This is a genomic window from Sorangium sp. So ce295 (assembly GCF_051527405.1).
GTDB lineage: Bacteria > Myxococcota_A > Polyangia > Polyangiales > Polyangiaceae > Sorangium > Sorangium cellulosum_B.
Genome location: NZ_CP150324.1, coordinates 7,566,711 through 7,588,622, shown reverse-complemented (window position 1 = coordinate 7,588,622; position 21,912 = coordinate 7,566,711). Strand labels below are relative to the sequence as shown.

At 71.0% G+C, this 21,912-nt stretch carries 18 protein-coding genes; 15 read left to right on the top strand and 3 right to left on the bottom strand.

What is annotated here, in order from left to right; genetic code table 11:
- Window positions 1–137: 137 nt before the first annotated feature.
- From WMF11_RS28795 to WMF11_RS28770, 6 genes are all read left to right on the top strand, one after another.
- Entirely contained in the window at window positions 138–329 is a 192-nt protein-coding gene (locus tag WMF11_RS28795; RefSeq protein WP_044965791.1) for a hypothetical protein, read from the top strand.
- A 41-nt stretch (window positions 330–370) separates the two neighbouring features.
- The gene (locus WMF11_RS28790; RefSeq protein ID WP_437972968.1) at window positions 371–2,548 is read left to right on the top strand and encodes a hypothetical protein; all 2,178 of its coding nucleotides are present in this window, start codon (window positions 371–373) and stop codon (window positions 2,546–2,548) included.
- Window positions 2,549–2,705: 157 nt separating this feature from the next.
- Complete coding sequence (locus tag WMF11_RS28785) at window positions 2,706–4,214, top strand: FAD-binding oxidoreductase (RefSeq protein ID WP_437902456.1); 1,509 nt, start codon at window positions 2,706–2,708, stop codon at window positions 4,212–4,214.
- Between the two features lie 4 nt (window positions 4,215–4,218).
- Entirely contained in the window at window positions 4,219–4,758 is a 540-nt protein-coding gene (ruvC, locus tag WMF11_RS28780; RefSeq protein WP_437972967.1) for a crossover junction endodeoxyribonuclease RuvC, read from the top strand.
- Window positions 4,759–5,067: 309 nt separating this feature from the next.
- Window positions 5,068–5,766 carry a LolA family protein gene (locus WMF11_RS28775; RefSeq protein WP_437541581.1) on the top strand — a complete coding sequence of 233 codons (699 nt, stop codon included), beginning with the start codon at window positions 5,068–5,070 and terminating at the stop codon, window positions 5,764–5,766.
- A gap of 469 nt (window positions 5,767–6,235) precedes the next feature.
- Complete coding sequence (locus WMF11_RS28770; protein WP_437972966.1) at window positions 6,236–7,774, top strand: PrsW family glutamic-type intramembrane protease; 1,539 nt, start codon at window positions 6,236–6,238, stop codon at window positions 7,772–7,774.
- A gap of 147 nt (window positions 7,775–7,921) precedes the next feature.
- Here the strand turns inward: WMF11_RS28770 and WMF11_RS28765 are convergent, their stop codons facing one another.
- Window positions 7,922–8,491, bottom strand: a complete 570-nt coding sequence (locus tag WMF11_RS28765; RefSeq protein ID WP_437902454.1) for a serine O-acetyltransferase — start codon at window positions 8,489–8,491, stop codon at window positions 7,922–7,924.
- A 253-nt stretch (window positions 8,492–8,744) separates the two neighbouring features.
- Here WMF11_RS28765 and WMF11_RS28760 point away from each other — a divergent pair, with 253 nt between their 5' ends.
- The 7 genes from WMF11_RS28760 to WMF11_RS28730 all read left to right on the top strand — a co-directional run bounded on the left by WMF11_RS28760 (window position 8,745) and on the right by WMF11_RS28730 (window position 16,665).
- Window positions 8,745–9,452 (top strand): response regulator, encoded by a 708-nt coding sequence (locus WMF11_RS28760; protein ID WP_437541577.1) that lies wholly within the window; start codon window positions 8,745–8,747, stop codon window positions 9,450–9,452.
- 177 nt (window positions 9,453–9,629) lie between these two features.
- Entirely contained in the window at window positions 9,630–10,400 is a 771-nt protein-coding gene (locus WMF11_RS28755; protein WP_437972965.1) for an energy transducer TonB, read from the top strand.
- 57 nt (window positions 10,401–10,457) lie between these two features.
- Window positions 10,458–11,168: a MotA/TolQ/ExbB proton channel family protein gene (locus tag WMF11_RS28750; protein ID WP_437902452.1), complete on the top strand. Its 711-nt coding sequence runs from the start codon at window positions 10,458–10,460 to the stop codon at window positions 11,166–11,168.
- On the top strand, window positions 11,119–11,580 hold the full coding sequence (locus tag WMF11_RS28745; protein WP_437972964.1) for an ExbD/TolR family protein: 462 nt from the start codon (window positions 11,119–11,121) through the stop codon (window positions 11,578–11,580). The genes WMF11_RS28750 and WMF11_RS28745 overlap by 50 nt, the downstream gene beginning before the upstream one ends.
- Before the next feature lie 10 nt (window positions 11,581–11,590).
- A complete protein-coding gene (locus WMF11_RS28740) occupies window positions 11,591–12,022 on the top strand; it encodes an ExbD/TolR family protein (protein WP_044965786.1) in 432 nt (143 codons plus the stop codon).
- A gap of 198 nt (window positions 12,023–12,220) precedes the next feature.
- Window positions 12,221–15,157 carry a carboxypeptidase regulatory-like domain-containing protein gene (locus tag WMF11_RS28735; RefSeq protein ID WP_437972963.1) on the top strand — a complete coding sequence of 979 codons (2,937 nt, stop codon included), beginning with the start codon at window positions 12,221–12,223 and terminating at the stop codon, window positions 15,155–15,157.
- Window positions 15,158–15,258: 101 nt separating this feature from the next.
- On the top strand, window positions 15,259–16,665 hold the full coding sequence (locus WMF11_RS28730) for a hypothetical protein (protein WP_437972962.1): 1,407 nt from the start codon (window positions 15,259–15,261) through the stop codon (window positions 16,663–16,665).
- Window positions 16,666–16,793: 128 nt separating this feature from the next.
- Here WMF11_RS28730 and WMF11_RS28725 read toward each other — a convergent pair whose 3' ends face one another.
- A complete protein-coding gene (locus WMF11_RS28725) occupies window positions 16,794–17,441 on the bottom strand; it encodes a hypothetical protein (protein WP_437292956.1) in 648 nt (215 codons plus the stop codon).
- A 206-nt stretch (window positions 17,442–17,647) separates the two neighbouring features.
- On the opposite strand from WMF11_RS28725, the gene WMF11_RS28720 reads away from it, so the two are divergent.
- Together WMF11_RS28720 and WMF11_RS28715 are read left to right on the top strand one after the other, a co-directional pair.
- A complete protein-coding gene (locus WMF11_RS28720; RefSeq protein WP_437972961.1) occupies window positions 17,648–19,036 on the top strand; it encodes a sigma 54-interacting transcriptional regulator in 1,389 nt (462 codons plus the stop codon).
- Window positions 19,037–19,982: 946 nt separating this feature from the next.
- Entirely contained in the window at window positions 19,983–21,287 is a 1,305-nt protein-coding gene (locus WMF11_RS28715; protein ID WP_437520963.1) for a GRAS family protein, read from the top strand.
- A 106-nt stretch (window positions 21,288–21,393) separates the two neighbouring features.
- Here WMF11_RS28715 and WMF11_RS28710 read toward each other — a convergent pair whose 3' ends face one another.
- Window positions 21,394–21,804, bottom strand: a complete 411-nt coding sequence (locus tag WMF11_RS28710) for a hypothetical protein (RefSeq protein ID WP_437902448.1) — start codon at window positions 21,802–21,804, stop codon at window positions 21,394–21,396.
- Window positions 21,805–21,912: the final 108 nt, after the last annotated feature.

Here is a 21,912-nt window from a genome sequence, read left to right as displayed (position 1 = left end):
CCCGCTCCGCCTCCGCCGACGCAGCCAACCCCGCGCAGCCGCCGTCGCGCCGCCTCCGATGGCAGCGGACGGCGCGCCCCCCTTCCGAGCGCACAGCGGATGTGCTTCGCTTGCCCCGCTCGTTCAGGAGGAGTCCCATGAAGAATGTCTTGACAGTGCTTGTTGCGCTCGGCGCCCTGTGTCTCTTCGGCTGCGAGGGCAAGCCCCAGGCGACGCCCGAGGCGAAGCCCGCGGCCACGACCGAGGCGGCGAAGCCCGCGCCCAAGGCCGAACCGGAGAAGGCGGCGCCGGCCGAGACCGCGAAGCCGGCGAGCACCGGCGGCTGGTGATCGGCGCGGCGGCTCGGCCCGCTGCCCCCCGGCGCAGGCGCATGGCCGCGGTCCGCCTCGCCCTCGCGCTCTCGCTCGGCCTGGCCGCCGTGGCGTGCGACGGCCGCCCTGCGCCCCCGGTCCACGGCGGTGCCCCCGATCCGGACCCGCTCGAGCCGCTGCGGCGCTTCGAGGCGGCGCGCCGAGCGGAGGCCGATTTCTCCCGCGCACCCAGCTCCGACCGGCTGTTCGGGCCCGACCCGATCGCGCTCCTCCCCGTGGATCCGCTGGGCCGCCCTGCCGCGCCGGGCGCGCCCGCGCTGCTCTCTCCGCTCCGCGGCCGCGACGCGCTCGTCCTGCTCGACGCGTCGCTTCGCGAGCTCGCCCGCGCCCCCGCGCCGGCCTCGCCGACAGGGGTCGCGGTCACGCCCACCGGCGAGGTCTTCGCGAGCGGCGAGGCGTCGCCCTCGCTCTTCCGCTACGCCGTCCGCGGCGCCTCGCTCGAGCCCGCGGGGCGCATCGAGCTCGCGGGCCTCCACGGCGTCCGGGACGTCGCGGCCGGCCCCGAGGGGCTCCTTTACGCGCTCGACGAGCGCGCCGGCACGCTCGTCACGCTGCGGCCTGGTCCCACCGGCGCGGACGGACGCATCGATGTCGAGCGCTGGGACGAACCCATCGGCGCTGGCCCGTTCCGCGTCGTGCGCCTCGCGCATCACCTGATCGTCGATTGCCTCCTCGACAAGACGCTCGTCGTGCTCCCGGTCGGCGCCGACGGCCGCCCGCTCCCGGGCGGCGCGGCGCGCGTCCGCCACGACGGCCCGATCTGGAGCTTCGACGCGATCGAGACGGGCGGCGCCGGGGGCGGGCTCCTTCTCGCGGCTGGCGGGGTCGAGGATCACCCGCTCGACAGGACCGGCGGCTCGTTCGGATACATCGACTCGTTCGTCTTCCTCTACCGCGTCGCCGCCGGCGCCCGGCCCGAGGTGACGCGGCTCTCGGCCGTCAACGTCTCGGAGCTCGGCGTCCTCACCCCGAAGGCCGTCGCGCTCTCGGCGATCCCCGGATCGAGCGGCGTGCGCGTGATCGCGACCGGTTATGGCGGCGATCGCCGGGCCGAGCTCCTCTTCCGCGCCACGGACGCCGGCCTCGCGAGCGCGCCGGAGGTCTCCACCCGCCCGCTTTCCCCCGGCGTGGCCGCCATGGCCGCGCTCGGCGGCGGCGCCTTCGCCTATGCGAACCCGTTGCTCGACGCGTGGCTGCTCGACGCAGGCGACGGCGCGGTCGTGAAGCAGCCGGTCCGGGACGGCGGCGAGGACGACGCCCGCTCCGACGAGATCCGCCTCGGCGAGGCGCTCTTCTTCACCTCGCTGATGGCCCCGTGGAACAAGGCCGACGGCCCGCTCAGCCGGTTCACGTGCGAGACGTGCCACTTCGAGGGCTACGTCGACGGCCGCACGCACCACACCGGTCGAGGCGACGTGCGCGCCACGACCAAGCCGCTGCTCGGCCTGTTCAACAACCGCCCCCATTTCTCCCGCGCCCTCGATCCGGATCTCACCGCGGTGGCCGACAACGAGTTCCGCGTCGCCGGCGCGCTGAGCGGCCACGACCCATGGTTCTCGATCTCGAGCGAGGGCGCGCCGTGGCTCGCCGATCTCGGGCTCGCCGACGCCGGGCGCGCCGCGCGGCCGCCCGAGGCGCTCCGCCGCGCGCTCATGAGCTTCCTCATGGCGTTCTCGCACCGCGCGAACCCCGCCGTCCTTGGCCGGACGAGCTTTACCCCGCTCGAGCGCGACGGCGCCCGGGTGTTCCGGGAGCGCTGCGCCCGCTGCCACGCGCCGGTGCTCCGCAGCGACGACCCCGGCTCCGCGGCCCCGTTCGAGCGCTGGGAGGCGCTCGTGCTCGCGCCCGAGGGCCCGATCGTGTGGGGGAGGGCCGGCTACGAGAAGACCGGCGTCGTCCCGTACGTGCACGAGGACGGCGCGCGGGTGCCGTCGCTCCGGCGGCTCTACAAGAAGCGGCCCTACTTCACGAACGGCTCCGCGAAGACGCTGCGCGATGTGCTCGAGCGGGCGCGCTTCGAGGACACGGGCGGCCGCGCCGCCGGCGATCACCGCGGCACGGCCGCTGCCGCTGCGCCGGGCGCCTTCTTCCACGACGGCGCGCCCGCGGGCGAGGGCCTCGTCGCGCTGGACGCCGGCGCGATCGAGGCGCTCCTCGCCTTCCTCGATCTGCTCTGATCGCGCGGCGCGCCCGCTCGCCCGCGGCCAGGCAGACCGTGGGCACGCAGCGCGGAGCGCGCGTGTCCGCGTGCACTCGATCCCCGCGGCGGCCAGCCCTGAGCCTGCCCGCGCGGATCCCCCAGCATCGCCGCGCGATCCGCGGTAAATGGGGGAGATGCGACAGCACCCCACGTTCCCCCGCCCGTCGGCGTCGGCCATCGACAAGGCGCGCCGGCTCCTCGAGCGCGCGCTCGGCCCGTCGAAGGTCATCACGTCGGCCGACGGGTGCGCGGCCTACGCGGGCGACGAGTCCGATCAGCCGCCGGTGAGCCCGGATGCGGTCGTGCTCGCGTCCTCGGCCGCCGACATCGAGAAGGCGGTGCGGGCGGCGAGCGAGGCGGAGGTGCCGGTCGTGCCGCGCGCCGCTGGCAGCGGCAAGTCGGGCGGCGCGGTGCCGGTCGGGGGCGGGATCGTCATCGCCACGATCGGCATGAACTCCATCAAGGAGATCAGCCGCGAGGAGCAGATCGCGGTCGTCGAGCCGGGCGTCATCCTCGCCGACCTGCACGCGGCCGTCGAGGCCGAGGGGCTCTTCTACCCGCCCGATCCGAACTCGCTCAAGATGTGCGCGCTCGGCGGCAACATCGCCGAGAACGCCGCCGGCCCGCGCGCCTTCAAGTACGGCGTCACGCGCGAGTACGTGCTCGGGCTCGACGCGATCCTCATCGACGGCACGCGCCTCCGCACCGGCCGGCGCACGGTGAAGGGCGTGACGGGGTACGACGTCACGGCGCTGCTCGTCGGCAGCGAGGGCACGCTGGCGATCACGACGGAGGCGACGCTCCGGCTCATCGCGAAGCCCCCGTCGGTCATGACGCTGCTCTGCCTGTTCCCGGACGTGCGCGCCAGCGGGCGCGCGGTGAGCGCCCTGGTCGCCGCCGGCGTCGTCCCGCGCTGCCTCGAGCTGCTCGATCGCCCCACGCTCGACGCGGTGCGCGCGCGCGGCGTCGGGGTCGACGAGCGCGCGGGCGCGATGCTGATCATCGAGGTCGACGGCGAGCCCGCGGACTGCGAGGTCCAGGCCGAGCGGGTGGGGGAGGTCTGCATGGATGCCGGGGCGCTCGACGTGCTCGTCGCGCAGGACGAGGCGCAGCGCGAGCGGCTCTGGGAGGCCCGCCGCCAGCTCTCGCCCACGACGCGCGCCATGGCGCGCTACAAGATCTCGGAGGACGTCGTGGTCCCGCGCGACAAGATCCCGGCGCTGCTCGACGAGGTCGCGGAGATCTCGGCGGCGACGGGCGTCCGCATGCTGACGTACGGCCACGCCGGGGACGGCAACCTCCACGTCAACATGCTCTGGAACGACCCGGACCTCGTCCCCCAGGTGGAGACGGCGCTGTCGCGCCTGTTCCGCGCGGTGATCGGCATGCGCGGCACGCTGAGCGGCGAGCACGGCATCGGGACGTCGAAGGCGGACTTCCTCGCGCTCGAGCAGTCGCCGGAGCTCATCGCGATCGAGCGCAAGATCAAGGCGCTCTTCGACCCGAAGGGCCTGCTCAACCCGCACAAGATCTTCCCGCGGCGGACGCTCGAGGCGGCCGAGCGGGGCGAGCGCGACGGGGGGGCCGAGCGCGCGCCGGGCTTCCCGTCCCACGTCGTGGCGCCCTCGCACGGGGCCTGCTGAGCCGATGCGGGTCCTCGGCATCGATCCCGGCTCGCGCCACCTCGGCTGGGGCCTGCTCGTGCGGCAGGGCACGCGCATCGAGCACGTCGCGCATGGCGTCATCGACATCGACACGAGCGGGACGTTCGCCGCCCGGCTCGTGGAGATCGACGACGAGCTCGGCAAGGTGATCGCGTCGCTCGCGCCCGACGCGGCCGCGGTGGAGAGCCTGTTCTTCGCCAAGGACGCGCAGAGCGCGGCGAAGCTCGGCCACGCGCGCGGGGTCGTGCTGCTGCGGCTGGCGCGCGCGGGCGTGCCGATCTCGGAGTATCCGCCGGCGCTGGTGAAGCGGACCATCGTCGGCCGGGGCGCGGCCGAGAAGGCGCAGGTCGCGCAGGTGATGACCGCGGTCCTGCGCCTCGCCGCGCCCCCGCGGCCGGACGCTGCCGACGCGCTGGCCATCGCGATGACCCACCTCAGCGCCGCGGGCTTCGCGGCCGCGCTGGCGGCGTCGGGCGCGCCCGTCCCGCGCCGCGCCCGGCCGCGACGGGCGCGCTTCGGGTGAGCGTGGGCCGACGCGGCTCCCTGGTCGCGCATGGGGACGAGAGGCGCGGCGGCTTGGTCGACCGCTGACCGCTGACCGCGCGACAGGGGGCCGGCGGGCGCGGCCCTGGCGGTCCGGGCGCACATCCCGTGTGCTATGGAGCCTGCATCGGACGCTCCCGCGCCGCGTCCAACATGAAAACGTGCGGCGCGCCCCGGCTTCAGCGAGGGTGCGGCTGCCAGGGCACGGAACCGGCGGTGCATCGCCGGCGCCCCCGTCGCCGACGAGCGGGGGCGAGACGCCTCTGGACATCAAAGGAGATCGGGAAGGATGACGCGAACCTCACTCAACCGCCTCGCCGCCGCGTGCCTCATCGGGCTGACGGCGCCCCTCACGGTCGTGCTCGCGACGCTCGCGACCGCCGGCGAGTCCCAGGCCGCGGGTCCCACCGCCGAAGAGCTCGGCAGGCGCGTCCAGCAGTTCTACGACTCCACGAAGACCTTCAAGGCGAGCTTCACCCAGACCTACACGATCAAGGTCCAGGACGTGAAGAAGGTCTCCACCGGCAAGGTGACCTTCGAGAAGCCGGGCAAGATGAGCTGGATCTACGACGCGCCGAACGGAAACCGCGTCGTCTCCGACGGCATCACGATCAAGGTCTACGAGAAGGACAACGAGCAGATGTTCGAGACCCCGGTGAAGGGCTCTCAGTATCCGGCGGCGCTCGCGTTCTTGATGGGCAAGGGGCAGCTCACGAAGGATTTCTCGCTGCGCCTGCTCGATCCTGCGCAGATGAAGTTCGAGGGCGGCTATGTCCTCGAGGGGACGCCGAAGGAGGCGACCCCTGCGTATCAGAAGATGCTCCTCTATGTGGACGGGCAGACCAACCAGGTCCGCCGCGTGCTGATCCTCGACGCGCAGGGCAACCGGAATCGGTTCGACTTCTCGTCGCCGGTCGTGAATCAGCCGGTCGGGAAGACCGAGTTCGATTTCACGCCTCCACCGGGCACGCGCGTCGTCCGCCCCTGACGTTCTCCCGCCACGTTCCCGGCGCGGAGGAGCCGCTGCCGCGTTACCCCGCCGACCCCCGACAGCTCGTGGAACCCGTGGAAGCGGAGCGTCACAGCCTCCGCGCTCCTCGCCGGCAGCACGCCGTGGCGAAGCTGCTGGGATATATGCCCGGCGCGTCCCTGCCGTGGTAGAAATATTCCGTGATACTTCGATCCCACGGGCGTGAGCGACAGCTCCGAGGCTGGCGTCGCCCGGCGCGGATCGTCACCGCTGCTTTCGGCTCCACGCGCGCGGCGGGGATTCGCCTCGGCTGAACGGTCACCCGCTGTCACGAGGCTTTCGCGAGAGCGCTCGATCCATGAACAATCCCCACGGACATCGTCCCGATTCCCCCGGCGTGCCGCAACAACCCCGGCCGGCGGAGCGCTTGAGCGAGCGCGCGCAGGGCCCTTCGGGGTATCCGGCGCAAGGTGCGGGGCAGAGCTCCATGGGGCAACCGCCGCACGGGCAGCAGGGCCACGGGCAGGCGCCGCAGGGGTACGCGCACGCGCAGCCAGCGCAGGGCTACGGGCAGGGGCACGTATATCCCCAGGGGCCGCAGGGCCATCCGCAAGGGCCGCAGGGGCACGCGTATCCGCAGGGGCCGCAGGGCCATGCGCAAGGGCCGCAGGGCCATGCGCACGGGCCGCAGGGCTATGCGCACGGGCCGCAGGGTCACGCGTATCCGCAGGCTCCACAGGGCTACGCGCAGGGGCACGCGTATTCGCAGGGGCCGCAGGGTCACGCGTATCCGCAGGGGCCGCAGGGTCACGCGTACCCGCTGGCACCCCAGGGCTACGCGCGGGGGCATCAGGGTCACGCGTACGCGCATCACCACGCAGGCTACCCGGCGGCCGTTCGGAGGTTCGACCCGGACCGGCGGCTGCGCATCGCCGGGCTGTGGCTGTGGGCCATCGGCCTCATCGCGGGCGCGGTCCTCAACGTGCTCTTCACGCTCCTCGGCGTCATCGAGTCCGGGGGGAGCATGCTGAGCGCCATGCTCGTCGGGGCGCTCTTCGCGTTCCCACCGCTCGTCCTCTACCTGTTCGTCCCGATGATCATCGATCGGTACGATCCCGAGCCGTGGTGGTGCCTGCTGATGGCGTTCCTCTGGGGAGCGCTCGCGGCGACCGGCTTCTCGATCCTGATCAACACGGGCGTCCACATCGGCGTCTCAAGCAACTTCGGCGAGCCGGCCGGCGAGCTCGTCAGCGCATCGGTCAGCGCGCCGTTCGCAGAGGAGCTCTTCAAGGGGCTCGGCGTGTTCGGCTTCTTCTACTTCCTGCGCCGGGAGTTCGACGGGATCGTCGACGGCATCATCTACGCCACGTTCTGCGCGCTCGGCTTCGCCGCGGTGGAGAACGTGCTCTATTACGCGCGCGCCTCGATGCAGGGCAGCGACGTTCTCGCCGGCACGTTCGTCCTGCGGGGCGTCTTCACGCCCTGGCTCCATCCGCTGTTCACGTCGATGACCGGCATCGGCTTCGGGCTCGCCCGGGAGTCGTCGAAGACGTGGGTGCGCGCGGCGGCCCCGATCGGCGGCTACCTGCTCGGCGTCGCGCTGCACGCGGTGTGGAACTTCCTCCCCACCGCGCTGGGGCGCGCGATGGGGGACATCTTCATGCCGTGGCTCCTGCTCTGGTTGTGCTTCGTCGCGTCGTTCTTCGGGATCATCGTGGCGCTCGTGATCCGCAAGGGCTGGGTGATCCGGGATCATCTGCGCGACGAGGTCGCGCTCGGCATGCTCACCCAGGACGAGCTCGAGCTCGTCTGCTCGCCGATCGGCCGGCTCCGGTGCACCCTGGGCTGGCGCGGCGCCACGGGGCGGAGCTTCATCCGCGCCGGCGCGCGGCTCGCGCTCAGCAAGTGGCACACGGCGCGCGCGCTGCAGGGCCGCAACCGCACCCTGAGCGCCGATTTCATCGGCCCGCTCCGGCAAGAGATCGCGCAGCTCAGGCACGAGCTTCTGGCCCGAGCGCCCCGGTAGAGCGGCGGTCACCCGCGTCGGATACGGGCCCATCTCGACCTTTTCGGTGCTCAGCGCACGTGAGTGCGCTTCCGCGCCGAAAACGCCGATCTGGACCCGTCTCCTGTGCGGGTGACCGCCGCTCTGGAACCCTCGATCCGCCGGCGGTCAGCTCTGCGAGGTGTTCGTCCCGTCCGCGGCTGGGCGCGCGGCGCGGTCCTCGCGCCGCTGCACGGGCTTCGCGGGGATGCCCACGACCGTGGTGTTCGGCGCGACATCGTGCACGACCACGGCATTGGCGCCGATCCTGGCGCCGTCACCGACCGTGACCCCGCCGACGATCTTCGCCCCCGCGCCGATGAAGAGGTCGCTCCCGAGCACCGGTGTCTGCCGCCGATCGGCGCCGATGGTCACCTGGTGCTCGATGAGCACGTTCGATCCGCCGCGGACGTTGCCATTGATGACAACGCCGTTCGAGTGGATGAGCACGAACCCGGGCCCGAAGTCCGCGCCGCGCCCGATCACGCAGCCGCCGGCCAGGTTGGTCGCCTTGTTGAGCACCATCTCGAGCACCGGCATCCGGTGGGCTCGCGCGGCCTGCGTGAACCTGTAGAGGACCATCGCCGCCGTGCCGTCGGTCGCCAGCGTCTTCAGGATGATTGGCAGTGGATCGCTGCCGTAGCACCATGTGGCCTTCTGGCGCACGTCGGCCGCGATGAGTCGCAAAGTCCGCAGCATCCCGACGAGCCTAGCGCATCTCGCCCCGCCCGTGCGACCTTTCGCCGCGCGCCCTCGGGGGCACCTCGTCGCGTGGCGTCTCGTCGCGCCGCGCCGCGCCCGCGTGACCTTTCGCCGTGCCTGCGCTCCCCTGCTACATCCCGTCGCGCGTCCGCTGCGCCTGCGTGCTCGCGCGGTCTTTTCGACGCCGCACCGCCCTGTTGCCATCCGGTCATCGGTCCGTCACATCGCTCGGGTACACGCGCTCTTCACCATGGCGCGGATTTTAGTCATCGAGGACGAGCCGGCGCTCCAGAAGGTGCTCGATTACAACCTCAGGCAAGCCGGGCATGAGGTGCTCCTCGCGGGGCAGGGCGGTGAGGGGGTCCAGCTGGCCGTGGACCAGCGGCCCGATCTCGTCTTGCTCGATCTCATGCTGCCCGACATCCCGGGGACCGAGGTGTGCCGTGCTCTCCAGCAGAGCGATGGCACCCAGCGGATCCCCGTGATGATCGTGTCGGCGCGCGGGGACGAGGTCGACCGCATCGTCGGCTTCGAGCTCGGCGCCGTCGACTACGTCGTCAAACCGTTCAGCGTGCGGGAGCTCGTGTTGCGCGTGCAAGCCGTGCTCCGCCGCGCGAAGTCCTCCGGGGACGGGGAGCGGAGCATCGAGTTCGGGTGCCTGCGGATCGACGAGGGCGCTCACCGCGTGTGGGTCGAGCGCGAGGAGGTCGAGCTGACGCTCCTCGAGTTCAAGCTCCTCGTCGCGCTGTACGAGGCGCGCGAGCGCGTGCAGACGCGCACCGCGCTCCTCGACGGCGTGTGGGGCATCGACGTGAGCATCACGACGAGGACCGTGGACACCCACGTCAAGCGGCTTCGCGACAAGCTGCGCAGCGCCGGCGATTATATCCAGACCGTCCGCGGTATCGGCTATCGATTCGCCGCTTCGCCCGACCTCCCCGAGAGCCGCAGCGCCTGAGCGCCCTGCCGGGCGAGCACGACAATCGTTGCCACACCGTCACCGGGCTGCAACGGCAGCGAGTGTACCCTGCAGACGGTGATTCACATGCTGGGCGACCTTGTTGAAGCCTGCCGGTCCCTCTCATGAGGTCAGGTGGAGCTCTTGTGTTGTCGCCAGCGTGCGCCGGGAGCCTCGATGTATCTTGAAACGTGGAGTGCAGGGGAGGCCGATCCTGAGCGGGCGAAGCGCCTCGCGATCGGGGTTGCGGCAGGGCTCCTGCTGTTCGCGGCCATCGCGCTCGCCGCCGCCCGCCTGAGCGGCGCGATCGCGCCTCCTCCGCCCGAGGAGGAGGTCGTCGAGGTCAAGCTGGCCACCCAGATCCCCGAGGCGCCCCCCGTGGCCCCGGCGCCCGCGCCCCCGCCGCCGGCGGCGGAGGCTCCGGCGCCTCGCCCCGCGGCGCCCAGGCGCCCGGCGCTCGTCGCGCCGACCGCGGTGCCCAGCGAGGCGCCGGCGGAGGCGGACCCGGGCCAGGCCAAGGCGAGCGACGACGACACCTACGGAGAGCCGGGAGGCGTACCGGGCGGCGTGCCCGGCGGGGTCCCCGGCGGCACGGGGACGGCCGCCGTGGCTGCGCCCGCGCCGCCGCCGCCACCGCCGCCGCCTCCGCAGCCGAAAGGGCCGATTCACCTCCCCGAGAACGCCACGCCGCCTGTCGCGCTCTCCAATTCGCTCCCTCCCATCCCCGAGGCGGCGCGGAGCGCGGGGATAGAGGCCACCGTGGTCGTCAGGTTCGTGGTGACCGAGACCGGCGAGGTCACGAACGTCACCCTCGTCCGCGGCCATCCGCTGTTCAACGACGTGGTGCTCGCGACGGTGAAGACGTGGCGCTATCGGCCGGCGATCCACGAGGGGAGGCCGGTGTCGACCTTCAAGACGGTCCGGATCCCGTTCAAGGCGAAGAGATGACGTCGAGCGCGCGGCCGCGGACTCGGCCTCTCGCGCGAGGAACGAAGGAGGTTCACCATGATGCAGTTTGATCTCGGGCACATCTGGGCGACCATGGGGCTTTTGAGCAAGCTCGTCGCGTTCGCCCTCGTGCTCATGGCGCTGGCGAGCGTCGCCGTCGTTGTGGAGCGGCTCATCGCGCTCGCGCGTCAGGCGTCGGAGACCCGGCGCTTCGCGAGGGAGGCGCGCCCCGTGATGGAGGCCTGGGACACCGCGCGGCTCGTCTCGATCGCCGACGGCTATGGACGCTCCGCGCTCGCCCGGCTCGTCGGCGCGGCGGTGCGCCGCTTCCAGCGCGCCGTCGAGGCGGGCGACGGCGGCGTGCCACCGGTGGAGCTCGCGCGCCGCGAGGTGTCGCGGCGCCGGGAGGCGATCTCCGCCGACCTGCGCCGCGGCCTCTCGGTGCTCGCGACGGTCGGCTCGGTGGCCCCGTTCGTCGGGCTGCTCGGCACCGTCATCGGCATCATCACGGCCTTCCAGACCATCGCCTCGACCGGCTCGGGCGGCCTCGGCGCCGTGAGCGCCGGCATCTCCGAGGCGCTCATCGTCACCGCGCTCGGGCTCGCGGTCGCCATCCCGGCGGTGCTTTGCTTCAACTACCTCACCACCCGTATCGCCGCTGTGGAGCTCGCGCTCGAGCGCAGCGCGGGTGAGCTCATCGACGAGATGGAGAACGAACATGGGCGTTCGAGTGGAGAGCGGTCGCTCGGGTCGGCAGCAGCCGCCTGAGCCGGAGATCAACGTCACGCCGCTCGTCGACGTGGTGCTCGTGCTCCTCATCATCTTCATGGTGATCGCGCCCCAGATGGAGCACGGCGAGCGGGTCGAGCTCCCGGCGGTATTTCAGCCGGATCCGAAGTCGAAATCGAAGCTCGATCCGATCTACGTGACGATCACCGGCGCAGGCACCGTGTTCCTCGAGAAGGAGGCTGTCGCCGACCTCGGCGCGCTCGGCGAGCGGCTGCGGGCCATCCGCGCCGCCGAGCCGGAGCGCCGGGTGGTCATCAAGGGCGACTCCTCGGTGCGGTACGGCCGCGTCCGGGAGGCCTTCGCGCTGTGCCAGGAGGTCGGGTTCGCCGGGATCTCGCTGCAGGTGAGCCAGCGGGGCGGCGGGGCGTCCGCGATGCCGGAGGAGGGATAGCGCCGTGGGGATGAGCGTTCCGCAGGGCGGAGGCAAGAAGGGCGGCGTCGCGCCGAGCATGAACGTGACGCCGCTCGTCGACGTGGTGCTCGTGCTCCTCATCATCTTCATGGTCGTGACGCCGCTGCTCGCCAAGCAGCTCTGGCTGAATCTGCCCAAGAAGGACGACACCGCGAAGCTCGCGCCGCCTCCCATCGACGCCGACAAGCCCGTGGTGCTCACGGTGGATCAGCGCGGCGTCCTCCGCATCAACCAGGCCGAGGTGCAGCGCGGCGAGCTGAAGGAGCGGCTCGCGCGGATCTTCGCGGCGCGCTCGGACAACGTTCTTTACTTCGACGCGGATGACGAGGCCGTCTACGCGGTCGCCGTGGAGGCCATGGACGCCGCGCGCATGGGCGGGGCCAAGACGATCGCCGTCCTGACGGAGAAGCCCGCGCGCTGAGCCAGGGCAGAGCCCCGATGAGGTGAAGTCGAGGCGCGCGGGAGCCGCCGCCGCGTCGCTCGAGCGCGCGGGCGCGGCGGGGTGCACGGGAGAGGGCGCGAGGTGGCCCTCCGCTCTCCTCATCAGACGGGCGCGCGTGCGCCCGGCCATCGAATCGAGAGTCGCGCCCGGGCTCGGAGCGCGCGAAGGGACAGGTGCATGAGTCGCAGAAGGATCTCGGGGGTAGTCGCAGCGCTGGTGACACCGCTTTGCTGGGGGGCCACGGCCCTCGCGCAGGGCGACCCCGGAGCCGCTGCGCCGCAGCCAGACGGCGCGGCGCCTCAGGCCGTCGGTCCTGCGGCGGAGGACGCCGCGGGGCTCGACGAGCCGAGCCCGTCGCGCCCGCCGCCCGCGGGGAAAGGCGTGGTGTGGGGCGTCGTCTCGGACACCGCCACGAAAGAGCCCTTGCTCGACGCCCAGGTGTCCGTCGTGGGGACGAAGCTCAAGGCGATCGCGGACCTCGACGGGCGGTTTCGCCTGGAGCTCCCGCCGGGCACCCATCAGCTGCGGGTCTGGTACGAGGCGTACAAGCCGCAGCGCGTGCAGGACGTACGGGTGACCGCCGGGCAGGTGGTCCAGGTCGATGTCGGCCTCGAGGCGGATCAGCAGACAGAGGAGGTCATCGAGGTCGAGTTCGAGCCGGAGCGGGCGAGCGTCGCGGCGCAGCTGCTCATCCGGAAGAACGCGGCCCACGTGGGCGACGCCATCGGCGCGAAGGAGATCGCGAAGACACCCGATCGCAACGCCGCCGAGGCCGCGAAGCGCATCGTCGGCGCGACCGTTGTCGACAACAGGTACGTCTACGTCCGCGGCCTGGGCGAGCGCTACACGAACGCGCTCCTGAACGGCGCCCCGCTGCCGAGCCCCGAGCCCGACCGGCAGGCCGTCCCGCTGGACCTCTTTCCGTCGCTGGTCCTCAGCGACATCACCGTCGTCAAGACGTTCACGCCCGATCTCCCCGGCGACTTCGCGGGCGGCTCGGTCCAGATCAACACACGTGAGCTCCCGACGAAGTTCCTCTTCCAGGCATCGCTGTCGCTCGGGCTGAACAGCCAGGCGACGTTCCGTGATCGCCTGACCTACGCCGGATCGGGCACCGACTGGCTCGGGATCGACGGTGGCGCGCGCGCGCTCCCCGGTGAGATCCCCGACTACAAGGTGGTGCGGCTCGGCCCCAAGCCTGGCGGCGGCACCATCACGAGGGACGAGATGACGGCCTATGGGCGGGCGATCAACTCATCGATGGTGACGACGCGGTCGTTCACCCCGCCGAACGGGAGCGGCAGCGTGGTCGTCGGCGACACCCTGAAGCTCGGCGGCGAGCAGCGCCTCGGTTACATCGCCACCCTGAGCTATGGCCGGAAGTTCGCTCCGCGCGCTGAAGAGCGCACCAGAACCTTCGAGCCCGATCCTCTGGGCGGTGAGCCCGCACCCAACGGCGACACCAGCACCGGGAGCATCCGTGATCAGGTGTCCTGGGGCTCGTTCGCCAGCGTCACCTACAACCCGGATCAGAACCACAAGGTGACGATCACCGGACTCCACAGCCGCTCGTCGGAGGATCTGGCCAGCGAGATCAGCGGGAACCCTACAGACGGCAGCAGCGCGTTTCGCGACACCCAGCAGCGGTTCATCTCCCGGGCCCTCACCTTGGGTCAGCTCCAGGGAGAGCACCGCATCGGCGCGCTGGACGGCGGCACCCTCGACTGGAAGGCGTCCATCTCCCACGCGTCCTCGGACGAGCCCGATACGAGGGAGACCGTCTACATCAGGGACGATACGAGCGGGGCCTTCTCGTGGGACGAGGGCACGCTGAGCGGCGCCCACTTCTTCAGCGACATGACCGACGTGAACTACGGCGGGCAGCTCTCCTATACCCAGCCTCTCGTCCGTGGGGACACCCCGACCCGGGTGAAGCTGGGCGGTCTGTTCAACCTTCGAGAGCGCGAGTTCAACGCGCGCCGGTTCCGGTTCAAGCAGCGCCCGGGCTCGGACCCGACGATCCTGCGCCAGGAGCCGGGCCAGCTGTTCTCGGACGAGAACATCGGCACGGCGCTCGAGCTGGAGGAGATCACGCGCGAGACCGACTCCTACACGGCGAACAGCGATCTCTATGCAGGCTACGTGATGACCGACGCCGCCGTCACACGATGGCTCCGCGCGGTGCTCGGCGCCCGGATCGAGGCCTCCACGCTGTCGCTGAGGGCGTTCGACAGGTACTCCCCGGCAAGCCCGGAGATCAAGGAGGAGAGCGACAAGGTCGATATCTTGCCCGCGGCCAACGTCATCTTCAAGGCGAGCTCGATCTCGAACGTCAGGCTCGGCGTATCCAGGACGCTGGCCCGACCCCAGCTCCGCGAGCTCAGCCCGACCTTGTATCAGGAGGGATACAGCGGGATGGAGGCGAAAGGCAATCCGGACCTCGGGCGGACGAGCGTCGTGAACGCCGATCTCCGCTTCGAGGTCTTCCCGACGGCCGGCGAGGTGGCCGCGGTCAGCGTCTTTTACAAGCACTTCCAGGATCCGATCGAGGAGATCATCGTCCCGAACAGCGGCAGGGGCAGGCTCAGCTACGTGAACGGAGAAGCCGGTTATGTCGCCGGGGTCGAGCTCGAGCTCAGGAAGGGCCTGGGCTTCATCACCCCTCTCCTGAAGGAGGTCACGGCGCTCGGAAACCTCACGTTCGTGCAGTCGGAGGTGACGATCGATCCCGAGAACACCGAGGGAGGGGTCACCATCGAGAGCACCCCGACGCACCCGCTCCAGGGCCAGTCTCCCTTCGTCGTGAACCTGGGGCTCGATTACGCCAGAGAGTCGACCGGCACGAGCGCCCGGCTCCTCTACAACGTGTTCGGCGCCCGGCTCAAGCGGGTGGGTCGCAACGGGCTGGCGGACGAGTACGAGCAGCCGCGGCACCAGATTGACCTGACCGTGGCCCAGCGCCTCGGCGAGCACGTCGAGGTGAAGCTGGCCGGCGAGAACCTCCTCAATGCGCCCGTCCGCGTCACCAGGGGGAGCGACGGTGATGAGGACAAGATCGCCAGCCAGTACAGCGTCGGGACGACTGTGACGTTGAGCGCCGCCCTCACCTACTGAGCAGCTGCCATTGAATCGTCACGCGGCGCTCGTCACGAGTTTTCCTGCACACGCCATGTTGGGGGAGGAGGTAGAATAAATTGCGTACATTCAAATTGGGCTTGGTTTGCGCCTCGGCGCTCTCCGTCGCGGCGTTTGCCGCGTGCGGCGATGACGACTCGATCTCCCCGACCTCGACAAGCACCTCGTCCGCGAGCAGCTCCGCCAGCGGCGGTGACGGTGGCGGTGGCGGCGAGGGCGGCGGTGGCGACGGCGGCGGTGGTGGCGACGTCATCGCCGATTGCTCCTCCCCGGTGGAGGTCAGCGAGGCGATCTCCGCCAGCACGAAGTGGACCGCCGACAAGTGCTACCTCATGAAGGGGATCGTCTTTGTCGAGCGCGGCGCGACCCTGACCATCGAGCCCGGCACGAAGATCATGGGCGAGAAGGTGAGCCTCGCCACGCTCGTCGTGAAGCCCGGCGCCAAGATCAACGCCAAGGGCACGGCGAGCAAGCCCATCGTGTTCACGAGCCAGGGCGAGGAGGGCGATCGCGCCGCCGGCGACTGGGGCGGCGTCATCCTGCTCGGCGAGGCGCCCGTCAACGTCGAAGGCGGCAAGGCCAGCGTCGAGGGCATCACCGGCGAAGGCACGGAGTACGGCGGCGACAAGCCCGCGGACAACAGCGGTGTCCTCGAGTACGTGCGCATCGAGTACAGCGGGATCCTCCTCTCCCAGGACAACGAGGTCAACGGCCTCACCTTCGCCGGCGTGGGCTCCGGGACGACCGTCGATCACGTGATGGTGCACCACACGCTCGACGATTGCTTCGAGTTCTTCGGCGGCACCGTCAACGCGAAGCACCTCATCTGCGCGCAGAACGGCGACGACGGCTTCGACTTCGACCTCGGCTACACCGGCAAGCTCCAGTTCCTCGCGCTCCAGCAGGACCCGTCCGTCGCCGACGAGACGAACGGCTTCGAGGGCGACAACGACGCCGACTCGTCGGCCAACACGCCCCTCAGCGAGCCGACGATCTACAACGCGACCCTGTGCGGCAAGAACAAGGAGGTCGACAAGCAGCAGTACGGCATGCTGCTCCGCCGCTCGACGAAGGCCCACATCTTCAACACCATCGTGACCGGCTTCGAGGCGGGGGTGGATCTCCGCAACGAGCTCACCGAGGTCGAGCTCGCGAGCTCGATCTTCTTCGGCAACATCGAGGCGAACATCGCCTACGAAGAGACCGACACCGAGGCGGCGACCGAGTCGAAGCTCGACGACGACGATGACGCAGGCACGGACGAGGTCGCGTGGTTCGAAAGCGAGGCGACCAACAGCGCCGAGGATCCCGGGCTCGCCGACTGCTTCGCCGCCACGCCCGACTTCCGGCCTGAGGCCACGCTCACCGAGAACGCGGCGACCCCGCCGGATGACGGCTTCTTCGACCCGGAGGCGAGCTACATCGGCGCCTTCAAGGCCGATGACACCTGGGCGACGGGCGCCTGGGTCTCGTTCGACGCGAACTGACGCGGCGCCGTCCGCGCCGGCCCTCCGCGATGCGGCGGGCGGACCGGATCCGTGGCGGGAGAAATGACGAAGGCCGGCTCTTCAGCCGGCCTTTATCGTCTCTGGCGTCACGACTCCGCCGCAGGCGCTCAGCGCACCCGCGGCGTAAACCCGGACACACTGCTGCGATGCTCGCTGCATACGCCTCGCGCGTCCGCGGTCTCCTTGAATGACACCCTTCCGCACACCTCGCAGATGCACAGGTGTGCGCGATAGAACTCCCGGTCGAGCAGGATGTCGGCGGCGAGCAAACTGAGCACAATGTCGCCGAGGAAGTCGATCTCGCGCGGCGAGGCGACCCAGACGGGACGGCCGCCGACCGCCGCCCGGCGGACCCTGCCCCCGTAGATCGCCGCGTTCAGGAATCGATCGTCGGCGACGGGCGCGATCAGCCCCCGGAGGGCCGTGATGACGCGCCCGCGGGCCTTGTGGATGAGCTCCTCGAGGTTGCTGCCGCCGTCGGCCCGGGGATCGAGCATGACGGGCGTCGCGCCGGGCTCGCGCACGATCTGGGGGCGCTTCATCAAGCCCGGGGTCACGAGGTGGTCCACGAACCATTCCTGGAGGTCCTTGGGCGTCCACTCGGACGCCGGCCACTCCAGGAACTCGAGAGCGCCGCGGAGTCCGCTGATGCTCTGGAGACCGGGGTGGGTGGGGAGGCTCGGCAGGGTGCGGGATGTGTGCAGACGCCGGGACGAGCGGCGGCTCGCCTCCTCGATGTTGCGGCCGGATCCCATGTTCACCTCGAGGGCAGACCCCCGGTCCCGATGGATGCGAGCTCTTGCAGAGGCCACCATGCCGAGGGAACAAGCACAACTTGTGCCGAACCTGGCGAACGGGGCGACCTGGATTTGCTGGGAGTTCTGCCCAGAGAGCCTTCGCATGCCGTTGGGATGGCCGGCCACTGGCCGGCCAGGTTCTTCAGCGGGTAAGATTGTGCCCGATGGACCACTCCACCGTCCGCGTCTCGGTTGCACCGGAGCCCTCGGTCGCCGAGCCTGTCCCCGGCATCGTCCTGATCTTCTCGGGGGATCAGCCGCGCTGCGCTCCCATCCCGCTGGATCGTGGCTCCGTGGTGGTGGGTCGCGGAGGCGTCGGCGGCGTGCCGCTCATGGACGACTCGCTCATGTCGCGGCGACACGCCCGCATCGCGTACGACGGCGGCGCCTGGACCGTGGAGGACCTCGGCAGCACCAACGGGACGTCGGTCAACGGCGAGCCGATCCGCGGCGAGGTGCGGAGGGACGCGATCCAGGTCGTCGGCGCGGGGACGTCGGTGTTCCTCGCGCTCAGCGACATCCGGAGCTTCGCGCGCGGGGGCGTGCGCCTCGAAAAGGAGAGCGTCCTCGGGCCGAGGCTGCAGCTCATTTACGACACGATCATCCGCGCCGCGGCCGGGGGAGACAGCCTCCTCGTGACGGGCGAGAGCGGCACGGGCAAGGAGCTCGCGGCGCGCGCCTACCACGAGGCAGGGCCGCAGGCGCGCGGCCCATTCGTCGCCGTCAACTGCGCGGCCATCCCGGAGGGCCTGGCGGAGCGGCTCCTCTTCGGCGCCAGGCGCGGCGCCTACTCCGGCGCGACGCACGACACCGACGGCTATGTGCAGGCCGCCCACGGAGGCACGCTCTTCCTCGACGAGGTGGCGGAGCTCGACGCGGCCGTCCAGGCGAAGCTGCTGCGGACGATCGACACCCGGCAGGTCCTCGAGCTCGGCGCGGTCGCGCCTCGCCCGGTGCAGATCCGGATCTGCGCGGCGACACACGACCTCCGCGCCCGCGTCGCCCAGGGCCGCTTCCGGGATGATCTCTACTACCGTATCGGCCGGCCCGAGGTCCGGCTCCCGCCCCTCCGCGAGAGGACCGAGGAGATCCCGTGGCTGCTCGCGCAATGCGCGAAGGCGGTCGGCGCGGCCGCTCAAAGCGCGCCGCCGGCGATTCACCATTCGATGATCATCGCGTGCGCGATGCGCCGATGGCCGGGGAATCTGCGCGAGTTCGTCGGCGAGGCGCGGCGCGCCGTGACGCGCGCGCTCGACGAGAAGCGGCGCACGGTCGAGGCCAAGGATCTGGATCCGCTCGCCGGCGTCGGGCTGAGCCCGGAGTCGATCGAGCCGCAGGTCCGGCCGACGGCGAGCGATGTTCGACCGGCGCGCGCAGGACAGGCGCTGCCCGAAGATGAGATCGCCGAGGCGCTTCGCCTCGAGCGAGGCAATGTGTCTCGCGCGGCCACCAGGCTCGGAGTGCACAGGAATCGAATTCGACGCTGGCTCGAGAAGAATGGCGTCGATCGCTCCCACTTCGCCGAGGGAAGCGACCTGTCCGACAACGACTGAACCGCTGGCGCCCGCCGTCGCATGCACAGGTGCAGGAGTGCGTCAATGGTGCCGCAGCGTCGCTGGAGAGCGCTCGTCTTCCGGCTGCGTCGCGATGAGGAAGTCACTCCCGGCGTAGGCTGCTGAGCCCGAGGGGGCGGTCGTTCCATACATCACCTCCAGCAAACGCTCTGCTCCTTCCGAAGGCCTGAAGGCCGTCGCGGCGCTGTTTCTCCGGCGAAGAGGCGCGCGATCGTCGCAGGGTTGCCTCCATCCGGCGACGCAACGTGGGCTCGATCGACCGAACGCCCATGTATAGGGACTTTACAGAGCTGATTATGCGGGTTGTAATGTGGTGTGTAAGCCCCGTCCCCAGCGAGGTGCTGTCACGACCACGGTCAACTCAACGAGTCCGGCGCGTGCTCGCCAGGTCGGAGCCCACGATGCGCCCTGAAGAGACCACCGGTGAAGTGTGCCGTGGCCTGCGCGTCGCGCGCGGCCTGCGTCATCGAGGCGGCGCTCCTCGCGATCCGCGCGCGCCGGGGCCGGCGGGGCTTCCGCCTGCGGCGCGATCACGCGCGCCTCGCGGGACGCCTACGAGTGCCTACGTCTGTCGCCAGAAGACAGGCTCGGACGGCGCGCGGAACACGAGGACGGGGGCGCGACGCACAATGACGATCTTGGACTTGACCGGGCGGGCGGCTTCATCGATGTACAGAGAGTTGTCTGTCGGGTCTCCTTGCGAGCTCAGGCCCCGTCGCGTCACGGGCGGGCGCCGTGCTCCGCGGCCTTGCCGCGGGCGCCTGCCCCTTGCTCGCCGTCGGGCTCTCCCTCAGCGACATCTGCAAACATTGAAACCCCTGGCTCCTGCGAGGTGGTCGACGTCATGCGTTCTCGCCTGAAATCGGCTGCCCGCGGAGAGCCCAGCCAGGACGGCGGGCTGCCTGGTTGAACAGCCCTGGACACCATGAACGCGATCCGTAGACACGTATCGGCCGAAGAGGCGCCTCTTAGCCTACGAGCGCACATCGAGGGGCCCACCAGCTCGACAGCGTCCAGCCCAGGGCAGCAGCCGAGCTCGGGGACCCGCCAGACCCACTCGCGTCGCCGCCCGTTCCTGAGCCGCCTCCTCGCGGCGGGCGAGGCGATCGACGCGGGGGACAGCGAGCGCGCGAGGGCCCTCATCGAGGGCATCCTGCGGGCCGAGCCCGATACGGGGGACGCGTCCGAGCGCATTTCTGGCGTGTTTGGCCGGGCGCTGCTCGCCCGCCTGGACGGAGATCGCTCCGGCGACGGGAATCTGTACCTGCGCAGCGCCGGGCCGCGGGACATGCTCGCGGCGTTTCAGCTGCTCGTGCACGCGACGCCGCTCATCCGGTTCGGCTACCTCAGCGCGAACGCGGCCATCGTCGAGGCGTTCCAGGACGAAGGGGAGATCCATGTCATCGACATCGGCGTTGGCGGCGGTACGCAGTGGCCATTCCTGCTACACCGGCTGGCGACGCGGCCCGGCGGCCCGCCGCGGGTCCGGCTGACCGGCATCGACCTGCCGTGCCGGGGCCCCGATCCCGAACAGCGGCTGCGCTGGGCGGGCGCGTTCATCGGGGGGTGGGCGGAGCGCCTGAAGGTCCCCTTCGAGTTCCACGGCGTCGCGTCCTCGGTGGAGCGCGTCGACTGGAGCCGTATCGCGTCCCGCTCCACGGCGCCCATTGCGGTCAATGCGGCGTTCGCATTGCACCACGTGCCGGATGCCTCGGTGCACGCCACCGCGAACCGCGACACGATCCTCACGAGGATCCGGGCGCTGTCGCCGCGCGTGCTGACGCTCGTCGAGCCGGATGTGGAGCACAACGCGCACCAGTTCCTCCCGCGGCTGTCGGAGGCGATCGGCCACTACTACGCGGTATTCCAGGCGCTCGAGGCGCTGCTCCCGCCGCACATCGCCGCGCGGGAGACCATCGAGCAGGTCTTCTTCGGGCAGGAGGTGATGAACGTGGTGGTGGGCGAGGGGGCCGCGCGGGTCGAGCGGCACGAGCGCCGGGGCGCCTGGCAGCGCCGCCTCCGCATGAACGGCTTCGAGCCGCTCCGCGTCTCGCCGCACGAGTCGCTGGTCCGCGGAGCGCTCCGCCTGAGCCAGGGGTTCGACGTCCGGAGCGACGAGCCCGCGCTCCTGCTCATGCGCAACGGCGTGTCCATCGTGGCCGCGTCGGCGTGGCGTCCGCGGCAGCTCCCGCCGCCATCGCGGTTCATGTCCGGCCTGTTCCGCCGCTAGGAGCGCCGCACAGCGCAGGTGATCCCATAACGCACGAATCTGCGCCCCTCTTTCAACGACCGCTTCCCTGTCCGGATCACATCCGGACGCGAGCGGCCCCTCGCCCTCAGCGCCTCAGGAGGACGAATGCCACCCAGAGCACCAGCGCGCCGAGCGCGAGGCACGCGAGGGGGATCCACAGGGCGCGGCGCTTGTGCATTGCGGCTTCCCGGAGGTGGCGCCGGTACCCCGGCGTGTGACCGCCCTCGGCCGCGGACGGGGGGTCGTGGAAGGGAAGAGGGCTCAGCCCTTCGCGCCTGACGAGCTCGAACAGCACCGAGCCGCGCGCCTGGGCCCGTGCGAGCTGCCCCAGCAGCTCACGGCGACAATGAAGGCAAAACGTCGACGCATCCTCTTCGATGCCGACGAGGTCGAGCTCCCGTAGCCGCTGCTGCTCCCAGCTCTCCCTGGCTCGCCGGGCCTCGTTGTGCGCGTCCTCTCGGCGGTCGTCGTGGTGTGGGCTGTCCGTCGCGCTCATCGCAGCTCCTGATCGGGGGCGCGGCCTGCGGCCCCCCTAGAAGGATCTATTCCGGCCAGCCGCGAGAAATTCTCACGCAATGCGCCTGGCGAACATGCCGCGCTGGCC

Excerpts from the sequence above, each read along its gene's own strand:
- WMF11_RS28750 (WP_437902452.1), top strand. The coding sequence starts at position 10,458 with ATGATGCAGTTTGATCTCGGGCACATCTGGGCGACCATGGGGCTTTTG.
- WMF11_RS28790 (WP_437972968.1), top strand. The coding sequence starts at position 371 with ATGGCCGCGGTCCGCCTCGCCCTCGCGCTCTCGCTCGGCCTGGCCGCC.
- WMF11_RS28770 (WP_437972966.1), top strand. The coding sequence starts at position 6,236 with ATGGGGCAACCGCCGCACGGGCAGCAGGGCCACGGGCAGGCGCCGCAG.
- WMF11_RS28775 (WP_437541581.1), top strand. The coding sequence starts at position 5,068 with ATGACGCGAACCTCACTCAACCGCCTCGCCGCCGCGTGCCTCATCGGG.
- WMF11_RS28735 (WP_437972963.1), top strand. The coding sequence starts at position 12,221 with ATGAGTCGCAGAAGGATCTCGGGGGTAGTCGCAGCGCTGGTGACACCG.
- WMF11_RS28720 (WP_437972961.1), top strand. The coding sequence starts at position 17,648 with ATGGACCACTCCACCGTCCGCGTCTCGGTTGCACCGGAGCCCTCGGTC.
- WMF11_RS28760 (WP_437541577.1), top strand. The coding sequence starts at position 8,745 with ATGGCGCGGATTTTAGTCATCGAGGACGAGCCGGCGCTCCAGAAGGTG.
- WMF11_RS28765 (WP_437902454.1), bottom strand. The coding sequence starts at position 8,491 with ATGCTGCGGACTTTGCGACTCATCGCGGCCGACGTGCGCCAGAAGGCC.
- WMF11_RS28725 (WP_437292956.1), bottom strand. The coding sequence starts at position 17,441 with ATGGGATCCGGCCGCAACATCGAGGAGGCGAGCCGCCGCTCGTCCCGG.
- WMF11_RS28715 (WP_437520963.1), top strand. The coding sequence starts at position 19,983 with ATGAACGCGATCCGTAGACACGTATCGGCCGAAGAGGCGCCTCTTAGC.
- WMF11_RS28795 (WP_044965791.1), top strand. The coding sequence starts at position 138 with ATGAAGAATGTCTTGACAGTGCTTGTTGCGCTCGGCGCCCTGTGTCTC.
- WMF11_RS28710 (WP_437902448.1), bottom strand. The coding sequence starts at position 21,804 with ATGAGCGCGACGGACAGCCCACACCACGACGACCGCCGAGAGGACGCG.
- WMF11_RS28745 (WP_437972964.1), top strand. The coding sequence starts at position 11,119 with ATGGGCGTTCGAGTGGAGAGCGGTCGCTCGGGTCGGCAGCAGCCGCCT.
- WMF11_RS28740 (WP_044965786.1), top strand. The coding sequence starts at position 11,591 with ATGAGCGTTCCGCAGGGCGGAGGCAAGAAGGGCGGCGTCGCGCCGAGC.
- ruvC (WP_437972967.1), top strand. The coding sequence starts at position 4,219 with ATGCGGGTCCTCGGCATCGATCCCGGCTCGCGCCACCTCGGCTGGGGC.
- WMF11_RS28755 (WP_437972965.1), top strand. The coding sequence starts at position 9,630 with ATGTATCTTGAAACGTGGAGTGCAGGGGAGGCCGATCCTGAGCGGGCG.
- WMF11_RS28785 (WP_437902456.1), top strand. The coding sequence starts at position 2,706 with ATGCGACAGCACCCCACGTTCCCCCGCCCGTCGGCGTCGGCCATCGAC.